The following is a 20,853-nucleotide window of genomic DNA, read 5'->3' on the forward strand; positions in this document are numbered from 1 at the left end:
GCGATGATAAAGGAACACAGTAGCGTGGCAGAAAAGACAGAAGCGAAGCAGAGCGGCCTCTGGGAGAACGTGAAGGTCGTCATCCAGGCATTGCTCCTGGCCTTGGTCATCCGTACGGTTCTCTTTCAGCCCTTCACCATTCCGTCCGGCTCGATGATGCCGACGCTGCTGGTTGGCGACTACATCTTCGTCAACAAGTTCGCCTACGGCTTCTCCAAGTACTCGCTGCCGCTTTCGCCCGATCTGTTCTCCGGCCGCATCTTCGCAAGTGAGCCGAAGCGCGGCGATATCGTCGTCTTCCGTTTCCCGCCGAACCCGGATATCGACTACATCAAGCGCCTCGTCGGCCTGCCGGGCGACCGCATCCAGGTGCGCAACAGCATCCTCTACATCAACGACAAGCCGGTCGAGCGCACGCCGGATGGCGGCTTCCGCGCCGACGACCAGTACGACACCGGCGGCGACGTTCCGGTTTTCCGCGAAACGATGGACAATGGCGTCTCCTATGACACGCTTGACCAGTTCCCGGATGCGCGCGGCGACAATACCCGCGAATTCATCGTGCCCGCCGGCCATTACTTCATGATGGGCGACAACCGCGACAACTCGGCTGACAGCCGCTTCGACGTCGGCTTCGTGCCTGCCGAAAACCTCGTCGGCCGCGCCAGCATGATCTTCTTCTCACTCGGTCACGACACGTCGTTCCGCGAAGTGTGGAAGTGGCCGACGAACCTGCGCTACGACCGTCTGTTCAAGGCGGTCGAATGATGAAGTCGCGGTCGCTGGGCGCGGAGGATCGGGTAAAGCTTGAGGCCGTGATCGGTTATCAGTTCACGGAGAAGGAGCGCCTTGATCGGGCGCTCACCCATTCCAGCGCGCGAAGCGCCAAGGGTTCCAACTATCAGCGCCTCGAATTCCTGGGTGACCGGGTGCTCGGGCTTTGCGTGGCGGAGCTTCTGTTCCAGACCTTTCGCGATGCCAATGAGGGCGAGCTTTCGGTCCGGCTGAACCAGCTCGTCAGCGCCGAAAGCTGCGCCAAGGTCGCCGACGACCTGGAGCTGCACCAATTCATCCGCACAGGCTCGGACGTCAAGAAGATAACCGGCAAGGCGATGATGAATGTGCGGGCGGATGTGGTAGAGTCGCTGATCGCCGCCATCTATCTCGACGGCGGTCTCGAAGCTGCCCGCGGCTTCGTGCTGCGCCATTGGAAAGATCGCGCGGTGCGTGCCGATGGGGCGCGCCGCGATGCAAAGACCGAATTGCAGGAATGGGCGCATGCCAAGTTCGGCATCGCGCCGGCCTACCGGACGGATGAGCGCTCCGGCCCCGACCACGACCCCCGCTTCACGGTAACCGTCGAAGTTACGGGTGTCGCGCCGGAGACCGGAACAGACAGATCCAAGCGCGGAGCCGAGCAGGTGGCCGCGACGAAATTGTTGGAACGCGAAGGCGTGTGGCGGAAGAGTTCCGCCGGAAATTGACGGAAAACATGACGGACATGGAAAAAGATACGGCCGCCGAAGGCGCGCCGACCCACTCGGGCTTCGTGGCGATGATCGGAGCGACCAACGCAGGCAAGTCGACCCTGGTCAACCGCCTCGTCGGTGCCAAGGTTTCGATCGTCAGCCACAAGGTGCAGACGACGCGCGCGATCGTGCGTGGCATTGCCATTCATGACAACGCCCAGATCGTTTTCATGGACACGCCCGGCATCTTCAAGCCGCGCCGCCGGCTCGACCGCGCCATGGTCACGACCGCCTGGGGCGGCGCCAAGGATGCGGACGTGATCATGTTCCTGATCGACAGCGAACGCGGCCTGAAGGGCGATGCGGAAGCGATCCTCGAGGGGCTGAAGGAAGTGCACCAGCCGAAGATCCTGGTGCTGAACAAGATCGACCAGGTGCGTCCCGAAGACCTCTTGAAGCTGGCGGCTGCCGCCAACGAGACGATCAAGTTCGAGCGCACCTTCATGATCTCGGCGCTGAACGGCTCGGGCTGCACGGATCTGATGGATTACTTGGCTGAGACGCTGCCAGAAGGCCCCTGGTACTATCCGGAAGACCAGATCTCCGATCTGCCGATGCGCCAGCTTGCCGCTGAAATCACCCGCGAAAAGCTCTTCCTGCGGCTGCACCAGGAACTTCCCTATGCCTCGCATGTCGAAACCGAGAAGTGGGAAGAGCGCAAGGACGGCTCGGTGCGCATCGAGCAGGTAATCTACGTCGAGCGCGAGAGCCAGAAGAAGATCGCGCTTGGCAAGGGCGGCGATGCGATCAAGGCGATCTCGACCGCATCGCGCAAGGAGATCTCCGAGATCCTTGAGCAGCCGGTGCACCTGTTCCTGTTCGTCAAGGTACGCGAAAACTGGGGCGACGACCCCGAGCGCTTCCGCGAAATGGGCCTGGAATTTCCGCGATAAGGCCGCACGCACACCGTTTGGTGTGATGTTCTACGGCACCCGTTGAAACGGGTGCCGTATCAAACGCAGGCGGCCTCAGGCGCCCGCTATCAGCTTTCCTTTTGCATCGAGAACCGGTTCGCCGTCCTCCTTCGAGAACGGGCCCTTGTGCGTGTCCGGCAGGATGTCGAGCACCCGTTCGGATGGACGGCAGAGCCGCGTTCCGATCGGCGTCACCACGAAGGGGCGGTTGATGAGGATCGGGTGGGCCATCATTGCGTCGATCAGCCGTTCGTCGCTGACCGTGGGCTCGCCAAGCCCGAGTTCCGCATAGGGCGTGCCTTTCTCGCGGAGTGCGTCCCGCACCGTCAGGCCGGCATCGGCAATCATTTTTTCCAGCGCCTGCCGCGACGGCGGCGCCTGCAGATACTCGATCACCGTCGGCTCGATACCGGCGTTGCGGATCATCGCCAGCGCGTTGCGCGAGGTGCCGCAGGCGGGGTTGTGGTAGATCGTGACGTTCATGCGCTTGCCTTCCGCGGTGTTGAGACCGCCGCTGCGGCCAGCTTCGACGGTTGCTCAAAGCCATAGGGTCGAAGCTTGCCGCAGGCAAGTCGGCCGCCCGTGTCAGTTCGTACCGGCGTCAGCGACCTGCCGCTTTGCGAGCGCCGGGCCGATCATCTCGATCCGGTTGGTCCAGATGTAGCCGGAGAACCCTGGCGGTACCATTTCCAGATCCTGCATCGTGTCGATGCCGGTGGTGAAATCGCCGCCGCCATAGGGACCGAGCAGGATGATCTCGCTTCCGGCCGCCTTCATCCGTGCAGCGAAACGGTCGGGCCAGCCCCAGAGAAGCGGCGCATAATTGCCGGGCACGATCACAAACGTGTTCTTGCACGCGTCCGGCATCAGGCCGCTCCAGCCGTAGCCGAGATAACGGGTCAGGCACGCCATCGTCGACGTCCGGTCGTAGCCTCGCATCCCTTGCAGGCGTTTCAGCGTCTCGCGGGTCGGCTCCTCGCCGCCATAGACGCCGAACACGGCCTCCCGCCATTGCGGTTGCGCGTCGACACGCGTTGCGAGTTCAGCGCCTTCCTCGGCGCGCCGGCTCTTGAAGTTGATCAGGAACCTGCGGTCGGGCAGGGCGGCCAGCACCTCCTCGAGCGTCGGCATCTGGCCGACGCCCTTGCCGCGGAACGGGAAGGTCTTGCCGCCGTCTGCCGTGTAGCCATAGCCGATGTCGAGAGACTTCAGCGCCGTCATCGGCGTTTCCTCGGTGACGCCCTTGGCCTCGGTCCGGCAATCGAGCGTCCAGTCGTGGAAGACGGCGAACTGTCTGTCGGGCGTCAGATGCACGTCGAGTTCGACGACATCTGCGCCGGCGTCGAAGGCGGCCTGCATCGAGGCGATCGTGTTTTCGAGATAGGGATGCTCCGGCGTCCTGATGATCGTTGCCGTACACGTGTCCCTGCCGACGTTGTCCGTCGGATAGGTTTGATGCATGCCCCGGTGGGCAAGCAGTTTTGCGGTGCCCGCCGGCGGCGCGACGAACAATGATGTGTTCATCAACCACACGACCGCGACAAACAGCACGAAAATGGCAAGCGCTTTCTTCATCCTGATTCTCCTCTGGGAATCGGGATTGCCCGACATTGTGGCGCGACGATGTTGTTTTGCACGTATCGCGTGCGTGCGTGTCGCGGATTGCGAACAATGTGTCACCCGCGCGCGCGGTTGACCGTGGTCCGGGCCCCGTGAGAGGTAGCCGTCACAGACTTGCGATCCAGGAGAAAGAGATGCCGCAGCTCGTCGAGGGAAAATGGATCAAGGGCGACGTTGCGGCGAGCGAGATGAAGGGCGGCGCGTTCCATCGCGAGCCGACGCGGTTTCATCGCTGGATCACGCCCGATGGCAGGCCGGGCCCGGAAGGGCAGGAGGCCTTGCCAGCCGAGGCCGGGCGCTTCCGCCTGTTCGTTTCCTATCTCTGCCCTTGGGCCTCGCGTACGATCGCCTTCCGCAATCTCAAGGGCTTGCAGGACATTGTCGGCTTGACCGTTTCCAATCCGGAACTGGGCGAAGATGGCTGGGTCTATGACGAGCCTGTCGATGCCGGCGCGCGCGTCGGCAAGATCCGCTTCCATCACGAGCTCTATGTGGCGAGCGATCCGACCTACACCGGTAAGGTCTCTGTTCCCGTGCTCTGGGACATGCGCGAAGGGCGGATCGTCAACAACGAGTCCGCCGATATCATCCGCATCTTGAACTCGGCCTTCGATGGGCTCACCGGCAACCGGCTCGACTTCTACCCCGAGGCGCTGCGTGCCGAGATCGACCGCTGGAACGGCCCGATTTACGAGCGTGTCAACAACGGCGTCTACCGATCCGGCTTCGCCAAGACCCAGGGCGCCTATGACGAGGCGGTGGCAAGCCTCTTTGGCATGCTCGACGAACTGGAGGCCCACCTTGCGGACAATCGTTACCTCGCCGGCGAGCACCTGACCGAGGCCGACATCCGCCTCTTCGTCACCCTCGTTCGCTTCGACGCGGGCTATCACGGGGCGTTCAAATGCAACATCCGCCGGATCGAGGATTATCCGGCGCTGTCGAATTACCTCCGCGAGATCTACCAGTGGCCAGGCATCCGCGAGAGCGTACGCATCGACCATATCAAGCGCGGCTACTATGGCATCGTCCACATCAACCCGACGCGCATCGTTCCGGCAGGCCCGCTGCTCGATTTTGACCGGCCCCATGACCGCGCGCGTCTACCCGGTCTAGGCGTCGCTGAAATCTAGGTTTGTTTCTCAGCATTTGCTAAGGAAACAAATTTATGAGGGGCCATAAAGAACCCATTGTCAATCGATCGAAGCTTCCTACCTTATTTTGAGTTCTGATGGATAGGAGCCCGATGGCGGCTGCCTGACGAATTCGCGGCGATGTGCCCGCCGGATACCCGTGAGGCTACGCCCGTGCCGGTTCTCGCCGCTTCCGGACGCGCTGGCGCCTGTTCCCGATGCGCCCCGCGCAACCACTCCTGAAGCCCCGAAAGAGCCGACCCTTCGCATCTCTCATGCACCAGGACACGTTCGGTAGCTCTGGTAGGGGTGGGATATGAATGCAGCATTGTTGACATTGCTTCGCCGTCTGGTGCGCAACGGTAACCTGACGGTTGTATTTTCTTCCGGTGAAAAAGTGATCCTGGGTGACGGCAGCGGAAAGCCGGCATCAATCCGCATCATCGATGCGGAGGCGGAGGCGGCGATCGTTCGTGATCCCGGTCTTCGTTTCGGTGAAATGTATATGGACGGGCGTGTCGTCATCGAGAAGGGCGACATCTTTGATGTGCTCTCGATCGTCAAGGAAAACGGCATCGAGAACGCGGCCAATGCCACCAACACGATGACCGGCCTGTGGCATGTGTTGCGTCAGCAATTGCTGAGCCGAATCCCGGTCAATCGTAACCGGCACAACGTCGCCCATCACTACGACCTTGATCGCAAGCTTTTCGACCTGTTCCTCGACGAGGACTGGCAATATTCCTGCGCCTATTTTCAACCGCAGGGCATATCGCTCGATGCCGCGCAGCTCGCCAAAAAACGGCATATCGCGGCAAAGCTCCTGCTGGAGCCGGGCCAGAAGGTGCTGGAGGTCGGCTCCGGCTGGGGCGGCATGGCCATGTATCTGGCCGAATCCTCGGGCGTTGAGGTCACCGGCATCACGCTCAGCGAAGAGCAGCTGAAGGTCTCGCGGGATCGTGCCGCCAGGCGTGGGCTCTCCGATCGGGTCCGCTTCGAACTGCAGGACTACCGCACTCTGCAGGGCCGGCAGTTCGACCGCATCGTCTCGGTCGGCATGTTCGAGCATGTCGGCACCGGCAACTACGGCAACTTTTTCGGCAAGATGAACGCGCTGTTGAAGCCCGACGGCGTCATGCTGCTGCATTCGATCGGCCAGATCTACAAGCCCTGGGCCACCAACCCGTGGATCGAGAAGTACATCTTCCCCGGCGGCTATATCCCGGCGATTTCGGAGGTCCTGCCTTCCGTCGAGCGCACGCGGCTGCTGGTGAAGGATGTCGAAATCCTGCCGATGCACTATGCCTGGACGTTGAAAGCCTGGCGCGAGCGCTTCGTCGCCCGGCGCGAAGAGGCGATCAAGCTCTACGACGAGCGGTTCTTCCGCATGTGGGAGTTCTATCTGGCTGCGTCTGAGACGGCCTTCCTCTACGACAAGCACTTCATCTTCCAGCTGCAGATCTCACCGTCTCTCGGTGCCGTCCCTGCCTCGCGCGGCTATATCGAGGAGAGGGAGCGGCAATTGATCGAGTTCGAAAAGCGCCGGCCGCCGCTCGAGCCAGTCAACACCTGGGACGTCGTGCCCGAGCAGGAGCATGTCGAGCCTGCCGCCATGGCGTGCTGAACCATCGGCCGTCCCGCCTGAAAGCGGGGCGGCCGATCCATCTTCTGTGGAGTTCCGGTTTTCCGCTGAAGGCCTTCACTTGGCCTTCAAGGTCTGCGCCTTTATGGTCGCCAATCAAACAGCAAAGACGGAATTCCCATATGGCCAGCCCTGCAAAACCCATCGCCGCCATCATCGCCAGCGAAATCAAGGCGACACCTTCGCAGGTCGTCGCGGCGGTCGAGCTGCTCGACGAGGGCGCCACGGTGCCGTTCATCGCGCGTTACCGCAAGGAAGTGACGGGCGGGCTCGACGATACGCAGCTGCGTATGCTTTCGGAACGGCTGACCTATCTGCGCGAACTCGAGGCGCGCCGTGCATCGATCCTCGAATCGATCCGCGGCCAGGACAAGCTGACCGCCGAACTCGAAGCCAAGATCGCCGCCGTCGAAACCAAGGCCGAACTCGAGGACATCTATCTGCCCTATAAGCCAAAGCGCCGCACCAAGGCGGAAATCGCCCGCGAGCGTGGCCTCGGGCCTCTGGCAGAAGCGATCCTTGCTGATCGCTCCATAGCACCTGCCGACCGCGCCGCGGCCTTCCTGACTGCAGAGGTGGCCGATGTGAAGACGGCGCTCGATGGTGCGCGCGATATCATCGCCGAAGGCATGACGGAGAATGCCGATCTGCTCGGCCGCCTGCGCAACCACATGAAGGGGGCCGCCTTCCTGCGCGCCAAGGTCGTCGACGGCAAGCAGGAGGCCGGTGCCAAGTTCTCCGACTACTTCGATCATTCCGAGCGCTGGGCGACGACGCCAGGCCATCGCGCCCTGGCCATGCTGCGCGGCTGGAACGAAGAGGTGCTGTCCGTCGATATCGTCGTCGACCAGGACGATACCTCGCCGGTCAAGCCGGTCGAGCGCATGATCGCCGCCGCCTACAATGTCGGTGGCCACCTGCCGGGCGACAAGTGGCTTGCCGAGATGATCGGCTGGACCTGGCGCGTGAAGCTCTCCATGTCGCTGTCGCTCGATCTCATGCGCGAACTGCGTGAGCGCGCCGAGGAAGAGGCGATCCACGTCTTTGCCCGCAACCTCAAGGATCTGCTGCTGGCCGCACCTGCGGGATCGCGGGCGACCATGGGGCTTGATCCGGGCATCCGCACCGGCGTCAAGGTCGCCATCGTCGACGGCACCGGCAAGTTGCTCGAAACCACAACCGTCTACCCGTTTCCGCCGAAGAACGATGTCCGTGGCACCCAGGCGGAACTCGCTTCGCTCATTCGCAAGCACAAGGTGGAGCTGATCGCCATCGGCAACGGCACCGGCAGCCGCGAAACCGAAAAGCTCGTGACCGACATGCTCTCGCAGCTCCCGGCGCCGAAGCCGACCAAGGTCATCGTTTCCGAGGCCGGCGCCTCGGTTTACTCGGCTTCCGAAACCGCCGCCCTGGAATTCCCGGGTCTCGACGTTTCGCTGCGCGGTGCGGTCTCGATCGCCCGCCGCCTGCAGGATCCGTTGGCCGAACTCGTGAAGATCGAGCCGAAGTCGATCGGCGTCGGCCAGTACCAGCACGATGTCGACCAGTCGAAGCTCAGCCGTTCGCTGGATGCGGTGGTGGAAGACGCGGTGAATGCCGTCGGTGTCGATGTCAACACGGCTTCTGCGCCGCTGCTGGCGCGCGTTTCAGGCCTCGGCAAATCTTCCGCCGAGGCGATCGTCGCTCATCGCGATGCGACCGGCCCGTTTGCGAGCCGCAAGGAACTGTTGAACGTGCCACGGCTCGGCGCGCGCACCTTCGAGCAGTGCGCGGGCTTCCTGCGCATTCCCAACGGCAAAGAGCCGCTCGACGCCTCCTCGGTCCACCCGGAGGCCTATGGGGTCGCCAAGAAGATCGTTGCTGCCTGTGGTCGCGACGTACGTGCGCTGATGGGCGACAGCGTCGCGCTGAAGAGCCTCGATCCGAAGGTTTTCGTCGACGAGCGCTTCGGCTTGCCAACGGTCAAGGACATCCTTGCGGAACTGGAAAAGCCCGGTCGCGACCCGCGCCCGAGCTTCAAGACCGCGACCTTCGCCGACGGTATCGACGACATCAAGGACCTGAAGGTCGGCATGCAGCTCGAGGGCACCGTGACCAATGTCGCCGCCTTCGGCGCCTTCGTCGACATCGGCGTGCACCAGGACGGCCTCGTGCACGTGTCCCAGCTCGCGGACCGCTTCGTCAAGGATCCGCATGAGGTGGTAAAGGCCGGCGATGTGGTGACCGTTCGTGTCACGGAGGTCGATGTTCCGCGCAAGCGGATCGGCCTCACCATGCGCAAGGATGGTGGCGCCGAGACGGGCCGCGAGCCGCGGTCGGGCGCGCCGGGCGGCAACAACAATCGTGGTCCCGCCCCGCGCCAGCAGAAGCCGCAGCAACCGGCTCAGGGCGCCTTCGGTGCGGCGCTGATGGAAGCGATGAAGCGCAAATAGGGCAGGCCTTCGCCGCGGGCGCATCCGGCGTCCCCGGCCGCATGCTCTATAAATTAGCTAATTGTAATAATCCGGCCTTTCCACCATACTGACTGCAGGGCGGCGCGGACATATTGTGCCCATGCCGCAGCCGGCCGGCGACGGAAAGGTCAACGCAAACTCCTTCGCCGGGCGTCCGGTGAAAGGAGTTCGGTGATGGTGGGCAGTGCGATCCGCGGCCTGGCATTGGTCGCCCTCTTGGCGGCGGGCGTGGCGGCGCGTCCCGTTCCCGCGATCTCCCAGGCTCCGGTCAATTGTGCCGACCGGTCCGAAGTGATCGCGTTTCTGACGCGGCAATATCAAGAGAAGCAGGCGGCAACCGCGCTGATCAACCAGCAGGCGATCATGGAGATCTACGCTGCCGACAACGGCAGCTGGACGCTGATCGTCACCGACGTCAATGGGCGAAGCTGCGTCATCCTTGCCGGCAAGAGCTGGGAAACCCTGCCACCCTTGCCGATACCGAAAGCCTAGCTTCTTGGGGCTGAGCGGGCGCAGCCGCTCCTGTCAGAGCGACCGGCCGACGCTCGAATAGCTGAAGCCGTGCTTCACCACCTCGTCCTCGCGGTAAATGTTCCTGAGGTCGACGAGAATGGGCGTCTTCATCACGGTCTTGAGCCGGCGGAAATCAAGCGCCCGGAACTCGTTCCATTCGGTAACGATCACCAGCGCATCGGCTTCGTTGGCGGCCTCGTAGGGGTCGCTGGCGTAGTCGATCCCGTCGATCACCTTCTTCGCGTTTTCCATGCCCTCCGGATCATAGCCGATGACATGGGCGCCAGCGTCCTGCAGCGTCTGGACGACCACGATCGCCGGGCTGTCGCGCATGTCGTCGGTGTTGGGCTTGAAAGTGAGGCCGAGGATCGCGATCTTGCGGCCGCGCACGTCCCCGCCGGCCGCTGCGATGACCTTGCGGCCCATGGCCCGCTTGCGGTTGTCGTTGACGGCCACCGTCGTCTCGACCAGCCGCACCGGGCTGTCATAATCCTGCGCGGTCTTCACCAGCGCCAGGGTGTCCTTCGGGAAGCACGATCCGCCGTAACCTGGACCGGCATGCAGGAATTTCGAGCCGATTCGGCCATCGAGGCCGATGCCGCGGGCGACATCCTGGACATTGGCACCGACCCGCTCGCAGAGATCCGCCATCTCGTTGATGAAGGTGATCTTCATCGCGAGGAACGCATTGCCGGCATATTTGATCAGCTCGGACGTACGGCGCGAGGTGAAGACCAGCGGCGACTGGTTGAGATAGAGCGGACGATAGACCTCGGTCATCACGTCCCGCGCCCGCGCGTCGTCGCCCGAAAGGCCGATGACGATGCGGTCGGGCCGCTTGAAGTCCTCGATCGCGGCACCCTCGCGCAGGAATTCCGGGTTGGAAACGACGGCGAAATCGGCGTCCGGATTGGTTTCGCGGATGATGCGCTCTACCTCGTCGCCGGTGCCGACCGGAACGGTCGATTTCGTCACGATCACGGTGAACCCCTTGAGGTTCTCGGCAATCTCGCGCGCAGCCGCATGCACATAGGAAAGGTCGGCATGACCGTCACCGCGCCGTGACGGCGTGCCGACCGCAATGAAGATGACATCGCTGTCGGCGACGGCGGCAACGAGATCAGTCGTGAAGGTAAGGCGGCCCGAAGCGACGTTGCTGGCCACCAACTGGTCGAGGCCGGGTTCGAAGATCGGAATGCGCCCCTGCATCAAGGCGTCGATCTTGCTCTCATCCTTGTCGAGACAAACGACGTCGTGACCGAAGTCCGCAAAACACACGCCGGAAACAAGGCCAACATAGCCGGCGCCGATCATCGTGATTTTCATAGGCTCTTTCCCTTGTTGTGTTCCACAGCGAACTCAGTTCATAGAACGTGCAATTGCGTATTTTTGCAATTGCTTATGCGCTCAGGTTCACACCCATTTATGCTCGATTGCGCTTAAAGCAAGCCGTCCCGCCAGCAGAATAATCCGTGGGGAGTAGCGGGTGAGCGGCTCACCGGTTCGCGTTGTAGTAATCCTTGTACCAGGCAGCGAAGCGCGCCACGCCCTCTTCGACAGAAAGCGAGGGCTTGAAATTGGTCAGCGCTTCGAGAAGGTCGGGGGAGGCGTAGGTGCGGGGCACATCGCCCTGCTGCATCGGCAGCATGTTGCGCACCGCCGGCTTGCCGACCGCCTTCTCGACCGTTTCGACGAAGGTCATCAGTTCGACCGGCTGCCCGCCGCCGATATTGACCACGCGGAAAGGCCCCTGGCGCGAGAGCGTGTCCTCGGCCTTTTCCTCCGGCACGCGGTTTTCTTCCGCCGGCGCCACATGGGAAAGCCGGAGAATGCTCTCGACCAGGTCGTCGATATAGGTGAAGTCGCGGCTCATGCGGCCTTCGCCATAGATATCGATCGGCTGTCCCTTGTGGATGGCATCGACGAACTTGAACAACGCCATGTCGGGCCGCCCCCAGGGGCCGTAGACCGTGAAGAAGCGGAAGGCAGTGGTCGGCACCTTGTAGAGATGGGCATAGCTGTGCGCCATCAGCTCCATCGACTTCTTGGTGGCGGCATAGAGCGTCATCGGCTCGTCGGCACGGTCGGTTTCGGCAAACGGGATTTTTTCGTTGGCGCCGTAGATCGAGGAAGTCGAGGCCAGCATCAGGTGCTTAGGGTTAAGCTCCCGCGCCAGTTCCAGCATGTTCCAGGAGCCGACCAGGTTGGAATCCACATAGGCCTTCGGGTTTTCGAGGCTGTAGCGCACACCCGCCTGGGCGGCGAGGTGGATGATGACTTCGGGTTCGGCGAGCTCGGCCGCCCGGCGCAGCGCGTCTCTGTCCTCAAGCATGCCGACGACGGGCTTGAAGCCGTTCGAGCGGGCGAGGATCGCGTGCCGATTCTCTTTCAGCGTCACGTCGTAATAGGGGGTCATCCCGTCGAAGCCGACAACGAAATGCCCTTCGTCGATCAGCCGCTTGGCGAGGTGAAAGCCGATGAAGCCTGCGGTGCCGGTGATGAGGTAGCGCACGACGATGTCCCCAATTTACGTATCGGCCGTTCATACGAAGAAAGCCGATCGATTGAAAGCCGAAACCATCGGTCTGGTTACCGGTCGAGGTCCTGTTGCAGGGCGGACAGCACCGACATCGCATGGCCGGCATACTGGCTGATCCAGCGATCATGGATCGCCTGGATCGGCAATGCGTTCAGATGGTTCCAGCGTTCACGCCCCTCGCGGCGGACGAGTACGAGCTCGGCCTGCTCAAGGACTTTCAGGTGCTGCATGACCGTACAGCGGTCGAGATTGCTGAAGCGCTCGCAGAGCATGCCGGTGGTCTGCGGCTCCTGGCGCATGGCGTCGAGCATCTGCCGGCGCAGCCCGTTGGCGAGCGCCTTGAATACCAGGTCATCTTTCGAATCGGTTGACATGTTATGTTTCTATAACATACTCTTGTTGGCCCCGACAGGAGGAATACGCCATGCCCTTTGAATTTCGTGTGAACGGACGGATCGGCCGCCCTGTCGCCCAGGTTTTTGATGCGGTCGTCAATCCGGACCAGCTCAGCCGCTACTTCGTGACGCTCGGCGGCATCAGCGGGCCGCTGGTGGCCGGCGCAACCGTGACCTGGTGGGGCGAGGTGCCGATTCAGGTGGAGGTGGTCGAGCCCAACGAGCGTATCGTCTTTTGCTGGGGCGCCATGGTCGCCGAGGGCGAGGATGCCTACCAGACCCGTGTGGAGATGCGCTTCCAGCCGCTGGAGGATGGCGCCACGATGGTGACGATCGCCGAAACCGGCTGGCGCGAGAACGCGCAGGGGCAGAAGAGCTCCTACGTCAACTGCGAGGGCTGGTCGCAGATGCTCGCCTGTATGAAGGCCTGGCTCGAATACGGCATCAACCTGCGCGACGGCTATTACCTCAGCGAACTCTCAGGCAAGCCGGCGCTCGAGCCGCAGGCCTAGCCGGCCGGTCGTCTGCAGTGCGGCGCCGACTTGAGCGACGGGCGTTAATGTACCTGAATGCGCCGGGCGTCACTGAGGCGCGCCCGGCTGAGCATTCGGCGTCTCAATACATCGGAGGAAGGCCGCCATTGGCGGCGCTCGCCATGGGAATGCCGCCGGCCGGCTCCGTCATCGGCGGTTCGGCCTGCAGCACGACGACGCGCGAATCGACCGGTACGCGGCTGTAGAGGTCGATGATATCGGGATTGAAGAGACGGATGCAGCCGCTGGACACGGCCTTGCCGATCGACCAGGCCTCGGTCGTGCCGTGGATGCGGAACAGCGTGTCGCGGTTGCCCTGGAATAGATAGAGCGCGCGGGGGCCAAGCGGGTTGCGCACGCCCGGCTCCATGCCGCCGGCAAGCGGGCCGTAACGTTCCGGCTCGCGCGCCACCATCTCTTGCGTAGGCGTCCAGCGCGGCCATTCGGCCTTGCGCGCGATCCGCGCTTCACCTTCGAACTCAAGGCCGGCCTTGCCGACGCCGATGCCGTAGCGCATCGCCATGCCGCCATCCTGCACGAGGTAGAGGAAGCGGTTCTGGGTATCGATCACGATCGTGCCCGGCGGCTCATGCGTCTGATAGGCGACCTGCTGGCGCAGATAGCGCTTGTCGACCTTGCTGATGTCGATGGCATCCAGCGGGAATTTTTCGTTCGGCAGCGGGCCGTACATTGCCACATAGTATGGATCCGGTCCCTTCGGCTTGGCTGGCCCCGACGTGGTGACGCAGCTTGCGAGCGTCGAGGTGGCGAGAAGAAGGGCGAAGAGCTGCGCCAGGCGGCCGGCGCTGTTCCGGGACACACACATAATAAAGTTCTGATCCTGCTGATTGTCATTTTCGGGCGGGAGACACGGCTTTTGCCGCCCTTCCGTTCTAATGTCAAAGACGGCGTCGGGGCGGCGACAGCATGTCGCAAATGAGGCAACCATTAGGTGTGGCCGAAAGGCTACAGTCGGCAATGGCATTTTGCTTCCGCAAGACAGCTTGATCCGCTTTCGACCGCGGGTGTATGCCATAGCCATGCAATGGAGCGATCAGGCCATCATTCTCGGGATCCGGCGGCACGGCGAAAGCTCGGCCATCGTCGAGGTCATGAGCGCTACCCACGGCCGGCATCTCGGCATGGTGCGCTCGGGGCGTTCGCGCACGATGCAGCCGGTGCTGCAGCCGGGCAACTCGGTGGAGGTCACCTGGCGCGCCCGGCTCGACGAGCACATGGGCGAATTCCGGATCGAACCGGTGGAGCTGCGGGCCGCCCGGCTGATGGAAACGGCAACCTCGGTCTATGGTATCCAGGCGCTCGGCGCTCTTCTTAGGCTGCTTCCCGAGCGCGACCCGCATCCGCATCTCTACGAGGCGCTGACCGTCATCGTCGACCATCTCGCCGATCCCGCCGACGCCGGAGAATTGTTCGTGCGCTTCGAACTCGCAGTCCTCAACGACCTCGGCTTCGGGCTCGATCTCACCGAATGCGTTGCAACCGGCGCTCGTACCGAACTCGTCTATGTCTCGCCGAAATCGGGCAGGGCGGTCTGCCGGGAGGCCGGAGAGCGTTATGCCGACCGCATGTTGGCGTTGCCGGACTTCCTTTCGGCCGAAGCGCGAAGGGCTGCGGATCACGACAGCCTCGCCGCCGCCTTCCGCCTGACCGCCTTCTTCCTCCACCGCCATGTCTATGAGCCGCGCGGTCTCGACGTTTCTTCCGCCCGCGACGGTTTCGTCCATGCGGCGCTGAAGGCGCTGAAAGCGCAATCCTCAGCCGCCTGATTCCCAGGAGTTATCGATGTACCAAGAGCTTTATCCCGGCATGTCCGTATCCGGCGTCGGCGTGCTGTCGCTCGACCGCGTCGCCCGCGATGGCGGTCTCAAGGCAATGCAGGATCTTTTGAGCGGCGAGCTGCCGGCGCCGCCGATGTCGAAGACGCTGAAGTTCGGGTTGAGCGAAGTCGAGGAGGGTCGGGTGGTCTTCAAGGGGCTGCCGACCGAGGAACACCTCAATCCGCTTGGCACAGTGCATGGCGGATGGACGGCAACGATCATGGATTCGGCCCTCGGCTGCGCTGTCTTCACCACCGTCAAACCTGGGGAGGCCTATACGACGGTCGAGTTCAAGGTGAACCTCGTGCGGCCGCTACTGCCCGATATGGGCGAGGTCTTCTGCGAGGGGCGCATCGTGCATCGTGGCCGCACCATCGCGACCTCCGAAGCCTGGCTGCGCGACCGTAACGGCAAGTTGCTCGCCCACGGCACCGAAACCTGCGCCATCTTCCCGATCGACAATCTCAGGCGTTAAAGCAATTCCAGGAAAAGTGCGAAGCGGTCTTCCGCTCGGAATTGCGTCACTTCAAGCTGAGCAATTCCAGGAAAAGTGCGAAGCGGTTTTCTGCTCGGAATTGCGTCGCTCAAGCAATGTCGGAAGCAAGAAACGCCGCGCAGAATGGCGCGGCGTTCCTCTTTGTAATCGCAGTCCTGATCAGCCGATGCGGCCGCCGCCCTGCTTCGTTACGGCGACGACAGCCGGGCGTACCGGCATGTCGTCCTGGAAGTCCGGCCAGCGGGTGGCCGGCGTCTCGTAAGTTGCAAGGCCGGCGTCGCCCGGGTGCTGGACGGCGAGGAAGAATGTGTCCGAGGTCGGGTTGAAGCAGGGGCCGCACATTTCGGCGCCGACCGGCACGCGGAAGAAGAGCTTCGACGTGCCGCGGGCGGCGCCGTCCGTGTCGATCGCCCAGATACCGTCGGTGCGGCCGGTGTCCTTCTCGTTGTTGCCGTCGGTCGATACCCAGAGGCGGCCATCGGTGTCGATGGCGCAATTGTCGGGCATGCCGAACCAGCCGTTCTTGGTGGTGGCGGTCGAGAACGAAGCGCCGACCTCGGCAACGCTCGGATCGCCGCACTTCAAAAGAACGTCCCAGCGGCTCTTCAGCGACGCGAAGTCGCCGTCGGTCTCGGTGATCTCGACGATGTGGCCGAAGGCGTTCTTGGCGCGCGGGTTGGCCGCGTCGACTTCTTCGGCCTTGCGCTTGGTGTTGTTGGTCAGCATCACGTAGACCTTGCCCGTCTTCGGGTTCGGCTGAACGTCTTCCGGACGGTCCATCTTGGTGGCACCGAGCGCGTCGGAGGCAAGACGGGTGTTGATCAGCACGTCCGCCTGCGAGGCAAAGCCGTTGGCTTCGGTCAGCGGGCCTTCGCCATGCGTCAGCGGCATCCAGGTGACGGTGCCGTCTTCGTCGAACTTGGCGACATAGAGTGTGCCCTCGTCGAAGAGGTCCATGTTGGCGGCGCGATCGTCAGGTTTGAAGGTGCCCTTGGTCACGAACTTGTAGACATAGTCGTAGCGCTCGTCGTCGCCGGAATAGAGCACGACGCGGCCGTCCTTGTTGACGATCGATTCGCAGCCTTCGTGCTTGAAACGGCCGAGGGCTGTGCGCTTCTTCGGCACCGACGTCGGATCAAGCGCGTCGACCTCGACGATCCAGCCGAAGCGATTGGCTTCGTTCGGCTCCTTGGAGACGTCGAAACGGTCGTAGAAGGACGCCCATTCATACTGGCCGCCCGGTGCGCCCAGCCGCTTCAGCTGCTTGTATTCCGGATGGTCCTCGGCAATCTCGCCGCCGAAATAGCCGTTGAAGTTTTCTTCGGCCATCATGTAGGTGCCCCACGCGGTGACGCCGCCGGCGCAGTTGTTGAGCGTGCCGAACACCTTTTTGCCGGTCGGGTCGGACGGCGTCTTCAGGCGGTCGTGACCGGCGGCCGGGCCGGTGATCTGCATCTCGGTGTTGACGGTGATGCGACGGTTGTTCTTGCCGTCGAGAATCGGCTGCCACTTGCCGTCGACCTTGCGGATCTCGATGATCGTGCCGCCATGTGCGGCCATCTCGATGTCGACCAGCTCCTTGCTGTATTCGCCGAGAACGACCTTCTCTTCCTCGACTTCCTTGCCGTCCTTCGTCACCTTTTCCTTCACGACGCTGGCGAAGGCGGGGAACATCAGTTCGGCATTGGTGTATTCGTGGTTGATGACGAGCAGGCCGTGGTCGGCGCTGCCGTCGAGCGGGATGAAGCCAACATAGTCGTTGTTGTAGCCGAACAGCTTTTCCTGGGCAGCGGCCGTCTGGTTCTTCGGGTCGAACTCCGGGCTGTCGGCGAAGATCTTGTCGCCCCAGCGAAGCAGGACGTCGGCATCGTAACCTTCGGCCACATGGTGCTTTTCGTCGACGCCGGCTTCGATCTCGGTAAAGTCGAAGCGCGAACCGTCCTCGGCGCGTGCCTCTTCGGCGGTCAGGAGAGCGAGCGGGCTGACGGTGGTCGAGATCGCGGCAACTGCCAGCGAGCCGCCGATGAACGACCGGCGCGAGAAGCGGCGGTGGATGATGTCGCCCATCGTCGGATTGGCGGAACAGTTGTGGCCGACATCTTCCAGCTCTTCCCTGCGTTCCGTCAGCGTCTTGAATTCGGTCTCTTCCGTCTGGGCGAGATGCTTGTCCATGATCGGGTCTCCTGGTTGAACGATGGAAACCACCGCGCGAGGCAGCGGTGTTCATCCGCCTGTACCAGCTGCCCCATGACAGTTCTGCGACATTTCCGTGAAGAGATTACAGCGCTCGGCCGTCTATAGATTTGGCGCTTGCATAAAAGTCTGTATGGTTGCGCGCGCCGGCGATTGCGACTGCCAGGGGAAAGTATGTTCGAACTTATTGCTTTAGCTGCCTTTATTCTGGCCCTGTCCGCCTATCTCGGCAACCGCAGGACGACCGAGCGTCTTGGTACCGAACTGGCCGCCCTCAAGGCGGAGGTCGTGGCGCTGAAGGCCGCTCCGGGGGGAGGCGCCCCGGCTGAAACGGCGACCGAGGCGATTGCGGCTGCGGACGAGTTGCCGGCCATGTCGGAGACGCCGGAGCCAGAGACGCTGGACGATGCCGCTGCCGCCTTCTCGGCCAGTGCGCGCGAGGGCGCGCGGATTTTCGGCGATGCGGAAGGAGCCGCGGCCAAAATCGAGGGCGAGGAGACGATCGCTGCCGGCACGGAAGCACCGCAGCCGGTCGCAACCGTACCCCGTCAGACCGAAAGCCTGGAAAGCCGCCTCGGCGCCCGTTGGGCCGTCTGGGTTGGCGGCATCGCGTTGGCGCTCGGCGGCGTCTTCATGGTCAAGTATTCAATCGATGCGGGGCTGTTGAGCCCGGCGGTTCGCCTGACGCTTGCTGCCTTGTTCGGCCTCCTGCTGATGGCGGCGGGCGAGGTCATCCGTCGGCGCGCGGTGCCCGTGATCGCCAACGAATTCCAGAACGCCATGATCCCCGGCATCCTGACGGCGGCCGGTGCCGTCACCCTCTTCGGGGTCGCCTATGCCGCCTATGGCATCTACGAATATATCGGCACGGGCACGGCCTTCGTTCTCCTGGCGGCGATTTCGCTCGCCACCGTCGGCCTGTCGCTGCTGCATGGGCAGGCGCTCGCTGGCCTCGGCCTGCTTGCCTCGCTGATCACGCCGGCGCTGGTTTCGAGCAACGAACCGCGCCCCTGGGTTCTTTTCGGCTTCCTCACGATCGTTTGGCTCGCGACCCTGCTTGCATCGCGGCTGCGCCAATGGACCGTAGTGCCGACGCTTGCCAATGTTGGCATAGGGCTCTGGGGCCTTGCCTATGTCGCTGCGGCATCGCCCTTCGAAGCACGGCCGGTCGCTTTCATCCTACTCGTGATGATCGCCGGCATCGGGCTTATCTGGCCGGCCGCCATCGAACGGGAGCCAGTGGCAGAAGCGCGCGAAATGCGTGATGCGACTGAAGGGTCCGAAATGCCGGAGTCGACCGAAGCGACAACCCGACCCCGGGCCGTCGTCGGGCCATGGGAACGCCTGTTCGTTCCACCGCACGCGGCAATCTCCATTTCGGCCGCGATCGTCGTCACCATGCTTGCGCTCCTCCTCATCAGCCCAGCAGTCTATGCGGTCCGCTTTCCGGTGGCGGAGTTTGCGGTTGTCGTTGCGGCGCTGGCGGCGTTGGGCGCCTGGCGGACAACGGCAGTCTATCCCGCCGTGCTTTCAGCGGTCGGCGCTGTTGCTGGCGTCTGGAGCCTGACGGCGCTGAGCGGCGTGCTCGCCTATCTCGATCCCTCGCTGGCCGACGCTCTTCCGGCAGTCGTCCTGCCCGGGCGCACCGCGATGATCACCGCAATGCTGCTTGCGGCGCTGTTCGTCGCACTCGGCGGTTTCGTGCTGTCGCGCCGGCTCGTCGCCCATCCGCAATATTCGACACTCTGGGCGGGCATCGCCGCGGTCGTTCCGGTCGCGCTCGTCGCGATGTCGTTCCTGATGACCGGCAACTATTCCTTCGACCTGCCGCACGGCCTGTTCTCACTCGTCGCCGGGGCGGCGCTGCTGGCACTTGCGGACTGGCTCTACCGCCGCGAAAGCGAGGCGATGGCGCGCGATACGGCGGCCGGCTTGCTGGTGGCCGGCTCCTTCACCTTTCTCGTGCTTGCCCTCCACGCCTGGACGGATGGGCTGGTCACGACGCTTGCGATCGCCGTGCTTGGAACGGCCTATGCGCTCGCCACGCGGATCCGCACCTGGCCGATTCTTCCGTGGATGACTGGTGCAGCGGCCGTCGTCGTACTCGGGCGCATCGCCTGGGAGCCGACGATCGTCGGTGCCGGCAATCTCGGCACTACGCCCGTCTTCAATGCGCTGCTGCCGGGCTACGGCATTCCCGCCGTGCTGCTTGCAGGCTCCGCCTATTTCCTGAGATCCTGGCCAGGCACGCGCGTGCGCAACCTGCTGCAGGCGCTTGCCAGCCTTTTCGTGCTGTTGACGCTCGCGATCCTGGTGCGCCATGCGATGAACGGCGGCGTGCTCGACAGCGCGGTGCCGACCCTCGGCGAGCAGTCGATCTACACGCTGCTGGCAATCGGCGCCTCGGCGATCTTCATGAGCCTCGACATGAAATCACCGAGCCCGGTCTTCCGCTACGGCGGCATGGGCCTCGGCGTGCTCTCGATGCTGTCGGTGCTTTCGGCGCATCTCCTCGGCCTCAACCCCTATTTCAGCGGCGAACTGCTGGGGCGTATCCCGTTCTTCGACCTGCTGTTGATCGGTTATCTGTTACCGGGGCTCGGCTATGCGGGGCTCGCCTGGTATGCACGCGACAAGCGGCCCTTGCCCTATGTCATGGCACTTGCGGTCAGCGGCGCGGTGCTTGCTTTCGCCTGGGCGAGCCTCACGGTCCGCCGTGTCTGGCAGGGGGAAAACATCGCGGACTGGAAGGGTTTTCTGCAGGGCGAGACCTACACCTATTCGGTCGTCTGGCTGCTGCTCGGCGTGCTGCTGCTGGTGCTCGGCTCGCGCTTCCATGCCAAGAGCATCCGCATCGCGTCGGCCGTTCTGGTCTTCGTTGCCGTGCTGAAGGTGTTCCTGATCGACATGTCCAACCTCGAAGGTTTCCTGCGGGCTCTGTCCTTCATCGGCCTTGGCGGGGTATTGATCGGGATAGGGCTCTTCTACCAGAAGATCTTGTCCGGCGTCGGCGCTGCACCGACGGCGCCGGCAAAGCCTGCCGAACAGCAATAGG

General features: G+C 63.2%; 18 protein-coding genes. 11 read left to right on the plus strand and 7 right to left on the minus strand.

All coding sequences use genetic code 11. The features are described from left to right. Positions 1–24: 24 nt before the first annotated feature. Genes lepB through era form a run of 3 tightly spaced genes read left to right on the plus strand, consistent with a single transcriptional unit; the run spans position 25 to position 2,422 of the window. Positions 25–768 (plus strand): signal peptidase I, encoded by a 744-nt coding sequence (lepB, locus tag IB277_RS02960; RefSeq protein WP_060522099.1) that lies wholly within the window; start codon positions 25–27, stop codon positions 766–768. Then, the gene (gene rnc / locus IB277_RS02965; protein WP_090294803.1) at positions 768–1,484 is read left to right on the plus strand and encodes a ribonuclease III; all 717 of its coding nucleotides are present in this window, start codon (positions 768–770) and stop codon (positions 1,482–1,484) included. The genes lepB and rnc overlap by 1 nt, the downstream gene beginning before the upstream one ends. Positions 1,485–1,492: 8 nt before the next feature. Next, the gene (gene era / locus IB277_RS02970; protein WP_034804323.1) at positions 1,493–2,422 is read left to right on the plus strand and encodes a GTPase Era; all 930 of its coding nucleotides are present in this window, start codon (positions 1,493–1,495) and stop codon (positions 2,420–2,422) included. Between the two features lie 75 nt (positions 2,423–2,497). Here era and arsC read toward each other — a convergent pair whose 3' ends face one another. Both arsC and IB277_RS02980 read right to left on the minus strand, forming a co-directional pair. Then, a complete protein-coding gene (arsC, locus tag IB277_RS02975) occupies positions 2,498–2,926 on the minus strand; it encodes an arsenate reductase (glutaredoxin) (RefSeq protein WP_090294637.1) in 429 nt (142 codons plus the stop codon). A 102-nt stretch (positions 2,927–3,028) separates the two neighbouring features. Beyond that, positions 3,029–4,018 (minus strand): glycerophosphodiester phosphodiesterase family protein, encoded by a 990-nt coding sequence (locus IB277_RS02980; protein WP_090294636.1) that lies wholly within the window; start codon positions 4,016–4,018, stop codon positions 3,029–3,031. 179 nt (positions 4,019–4,197) lie between these two features. On the opposite strand from IB277_RS02980, the gene IB277_RS02985 reads away from it, so the two are divergent. The 4 genes from IB277_RS02985 to IB277_RS03000 all read left to right on the plus strand — a co-directional run bounded on the left by IB277_RS02985 (position 4,198) and on the right by IB277_RS03000 (position 9,783). Beyond that, positions 4,198–5,196: a glutathione S-transferase family protein gene (locus IB277_RS02985; RefSeq protein ID WP_090294634.1), complete on the plus strand. Its 999-nt coding sequence runs from the start codon at positions 4,198–4,200 to the stop codon at positions 5,194–5,196. Positions 5,197–5,512: 316 nt separating this feature from the next. Continuing rightward, positions 5,513–6,820 (plus strand): cyclopropane-fatty-acyl-phospholipid synthase family protein, encoded by a 1,308-nt coding sequence (locus tag IB277_RS02990; RefSeq protein WP_090294633.1) that lies wholly within the window; start codon positions 5,513–5,515, stop codon positions 6,818–6,820. A 140-nt stretch (positions 6,821–6,960) separates the two neighbouring features. Beyond that, positions 6,961–9,270, plus strand: coding sequence for a Tex family protein (locus IB277_RS02995; RefSeq protein WP_090294631.1), 2,310 nt, complete (start codon positions 6,961–6,963; stop codon positions 9,268–9,270). Positions 9,271–9,465: 195 nt separating this feature from the next. Beyond that, a complete protein-coding gene (locus IB277_RS03000) occupies positions 9,466–9,783 on the plus strand; it encodes a hypothetical protein (RefSeq protein ID WP_034804097.1) in 318 nt (105 codons plus the stop codon). A gap of 33 nt (positions 9,784–9,816) precedes the next feature. On the opposite strand, the gene rkpK is transcribed toward IB277_RS03000, so the two are convergent. The 3 genes from rkpK to IB277_RS03015 all read right to left on the minus strand — a co-directional run bounded on the left by rkpK (position 9,817) and on the right by IB277_RS03015 (position 12,717). Beyond that, positions 9,817–11,130 (minus strand): UDP-glucose 6-dehydrogenase, encoded by a 1,314-nt coding sequence (gene rkpK / locus IB277_RS03005; RefSeq protein ID WP_060522103.1) that lies wholly within the window; start codon positions 11,128–11,130, stop codon positions 9,817–9,819. A gap of 169 nt (positions 11,131–11,299) precedes the next feature. Beyond that, a complete protein-coding gene (locus IB277_RS03010) occupies positions 11,300–12,316 on the minus strand; it encodes an NAD-dependent epimerase (protein WP_090294629.1) in 1,017 nt (338 codons plus the stop codon). A 77-nt stretch (positions 12,317–12,393) separates the two neighbouring features. Continuing rightward, positions 12,394–12,717, minus strand: a complete 324-nt coding sequence (locus tag IB277_RS03015; protein ID WP_034804089.1) for a helix-turn-helix transcriptional regulator — start codon at positions 12,715–12,717, stop codon at positions 12,394–12,396. 50 nt (positions 12,718–12,767) lie between these two features. On the opposite strand from IB277_RS03015, the gene IB277_RS03020 reads away from it, so the two are divergent. Continuing rightward, entirely contained in the window at positions 12,768–13,250 is a 483-nt protein-coding gene (locus tag IB277_RS03020) for an SRPBCC domain-containing protein (RefSeq protein ID WP_034804086.1), read from the plus strand. Positions 13,251–13,353: 103 nt separating this feature from the next. Here IB277_RS03020 and IB277_RS03025 read toward each other — a convergent pair whose 3' ends face one another. After that, the gene (locus IB277_RS03025) at positions 13,354–14,097 is read right to left on the minus strand and encodes a L,D-transpeptidase (RefSeq protein WP_034804083.1); all 744 of its coding nucleotides are present in this window, start codon (positions 14,095–14,097) and stop codon (positions 13,354–13,356) included. A 214-nt stretch (positions 14,098–14,311) separates the two neighbouring features. On the opposite strand from IB277_RS03025, the gene recO reads away from it, so the two are divergent. Continuing rightward, the gene (recO, locus tag IB277_RS03030; protein WP_060522226.1) at positions 14,312–15,058 is read left to right on the plus strand and encodes a DNA repair protein RecO; all 747 of its coding nucleotides are present in this window, start codon (positions 14,312–14,314) and stop codon (positions 15,056–15,058) included. Between the two features lie 16 nt (positions 15,059–15,074). Next, positions 15,075–15,584: a PaaI family thioesterase gene (locus IB277_RS03035; protein WP_034804064.1), complete on the plus strand. Its 510-nt coding sequence runs from the start codon at positions 15,075–15,077 to the stop codon at positions 15,582–15,584. Between the two features lie 180 nt (positions 15,585–15,764). Here the strand turns inward: IB277_RS03035 and IB277_RS03040 are convergent, their stop codons facing one another. Beyond that, entirely contained in the window at positions 15,765–17,777 is a 2,013-nt protein-coding gene (locus IB277_RS03040; RefSeq protein WP_110818462.1) for a PhoX family phosphatase, read from the minus strand. A 195-nt stretch (positions 17,778–17,972) separates the two neighbouring features. On the opposite strand from IB277_RS03040, the gene IB277_RS03045 reads away from it, so the two are divergent. Further along, the gene (locus IB277_RS03045) at positions 17,973–20,852 is read left to right on the plus strand and encodes a DUF2339 domain-containing protein (RefSeq protein ID WP_110818461.1); all 2,880 of its coding nucleotides are present in this window, start codon (positions 17,973–17,975) and stop codon (positions 20,850–20,852) included. The last annotated feature ends 1 nt before the right edge of the window (position 20,853 follow it).

Source organism: Ensifer sp. ENS07, assembly GCF_014852185.1.
GTDB lineage: Bacteria > Pseudomonadota > Alphaproteobacteria > Rhizobiales > Rhizobiaceae > Ensifer > Ensifer adhaerens.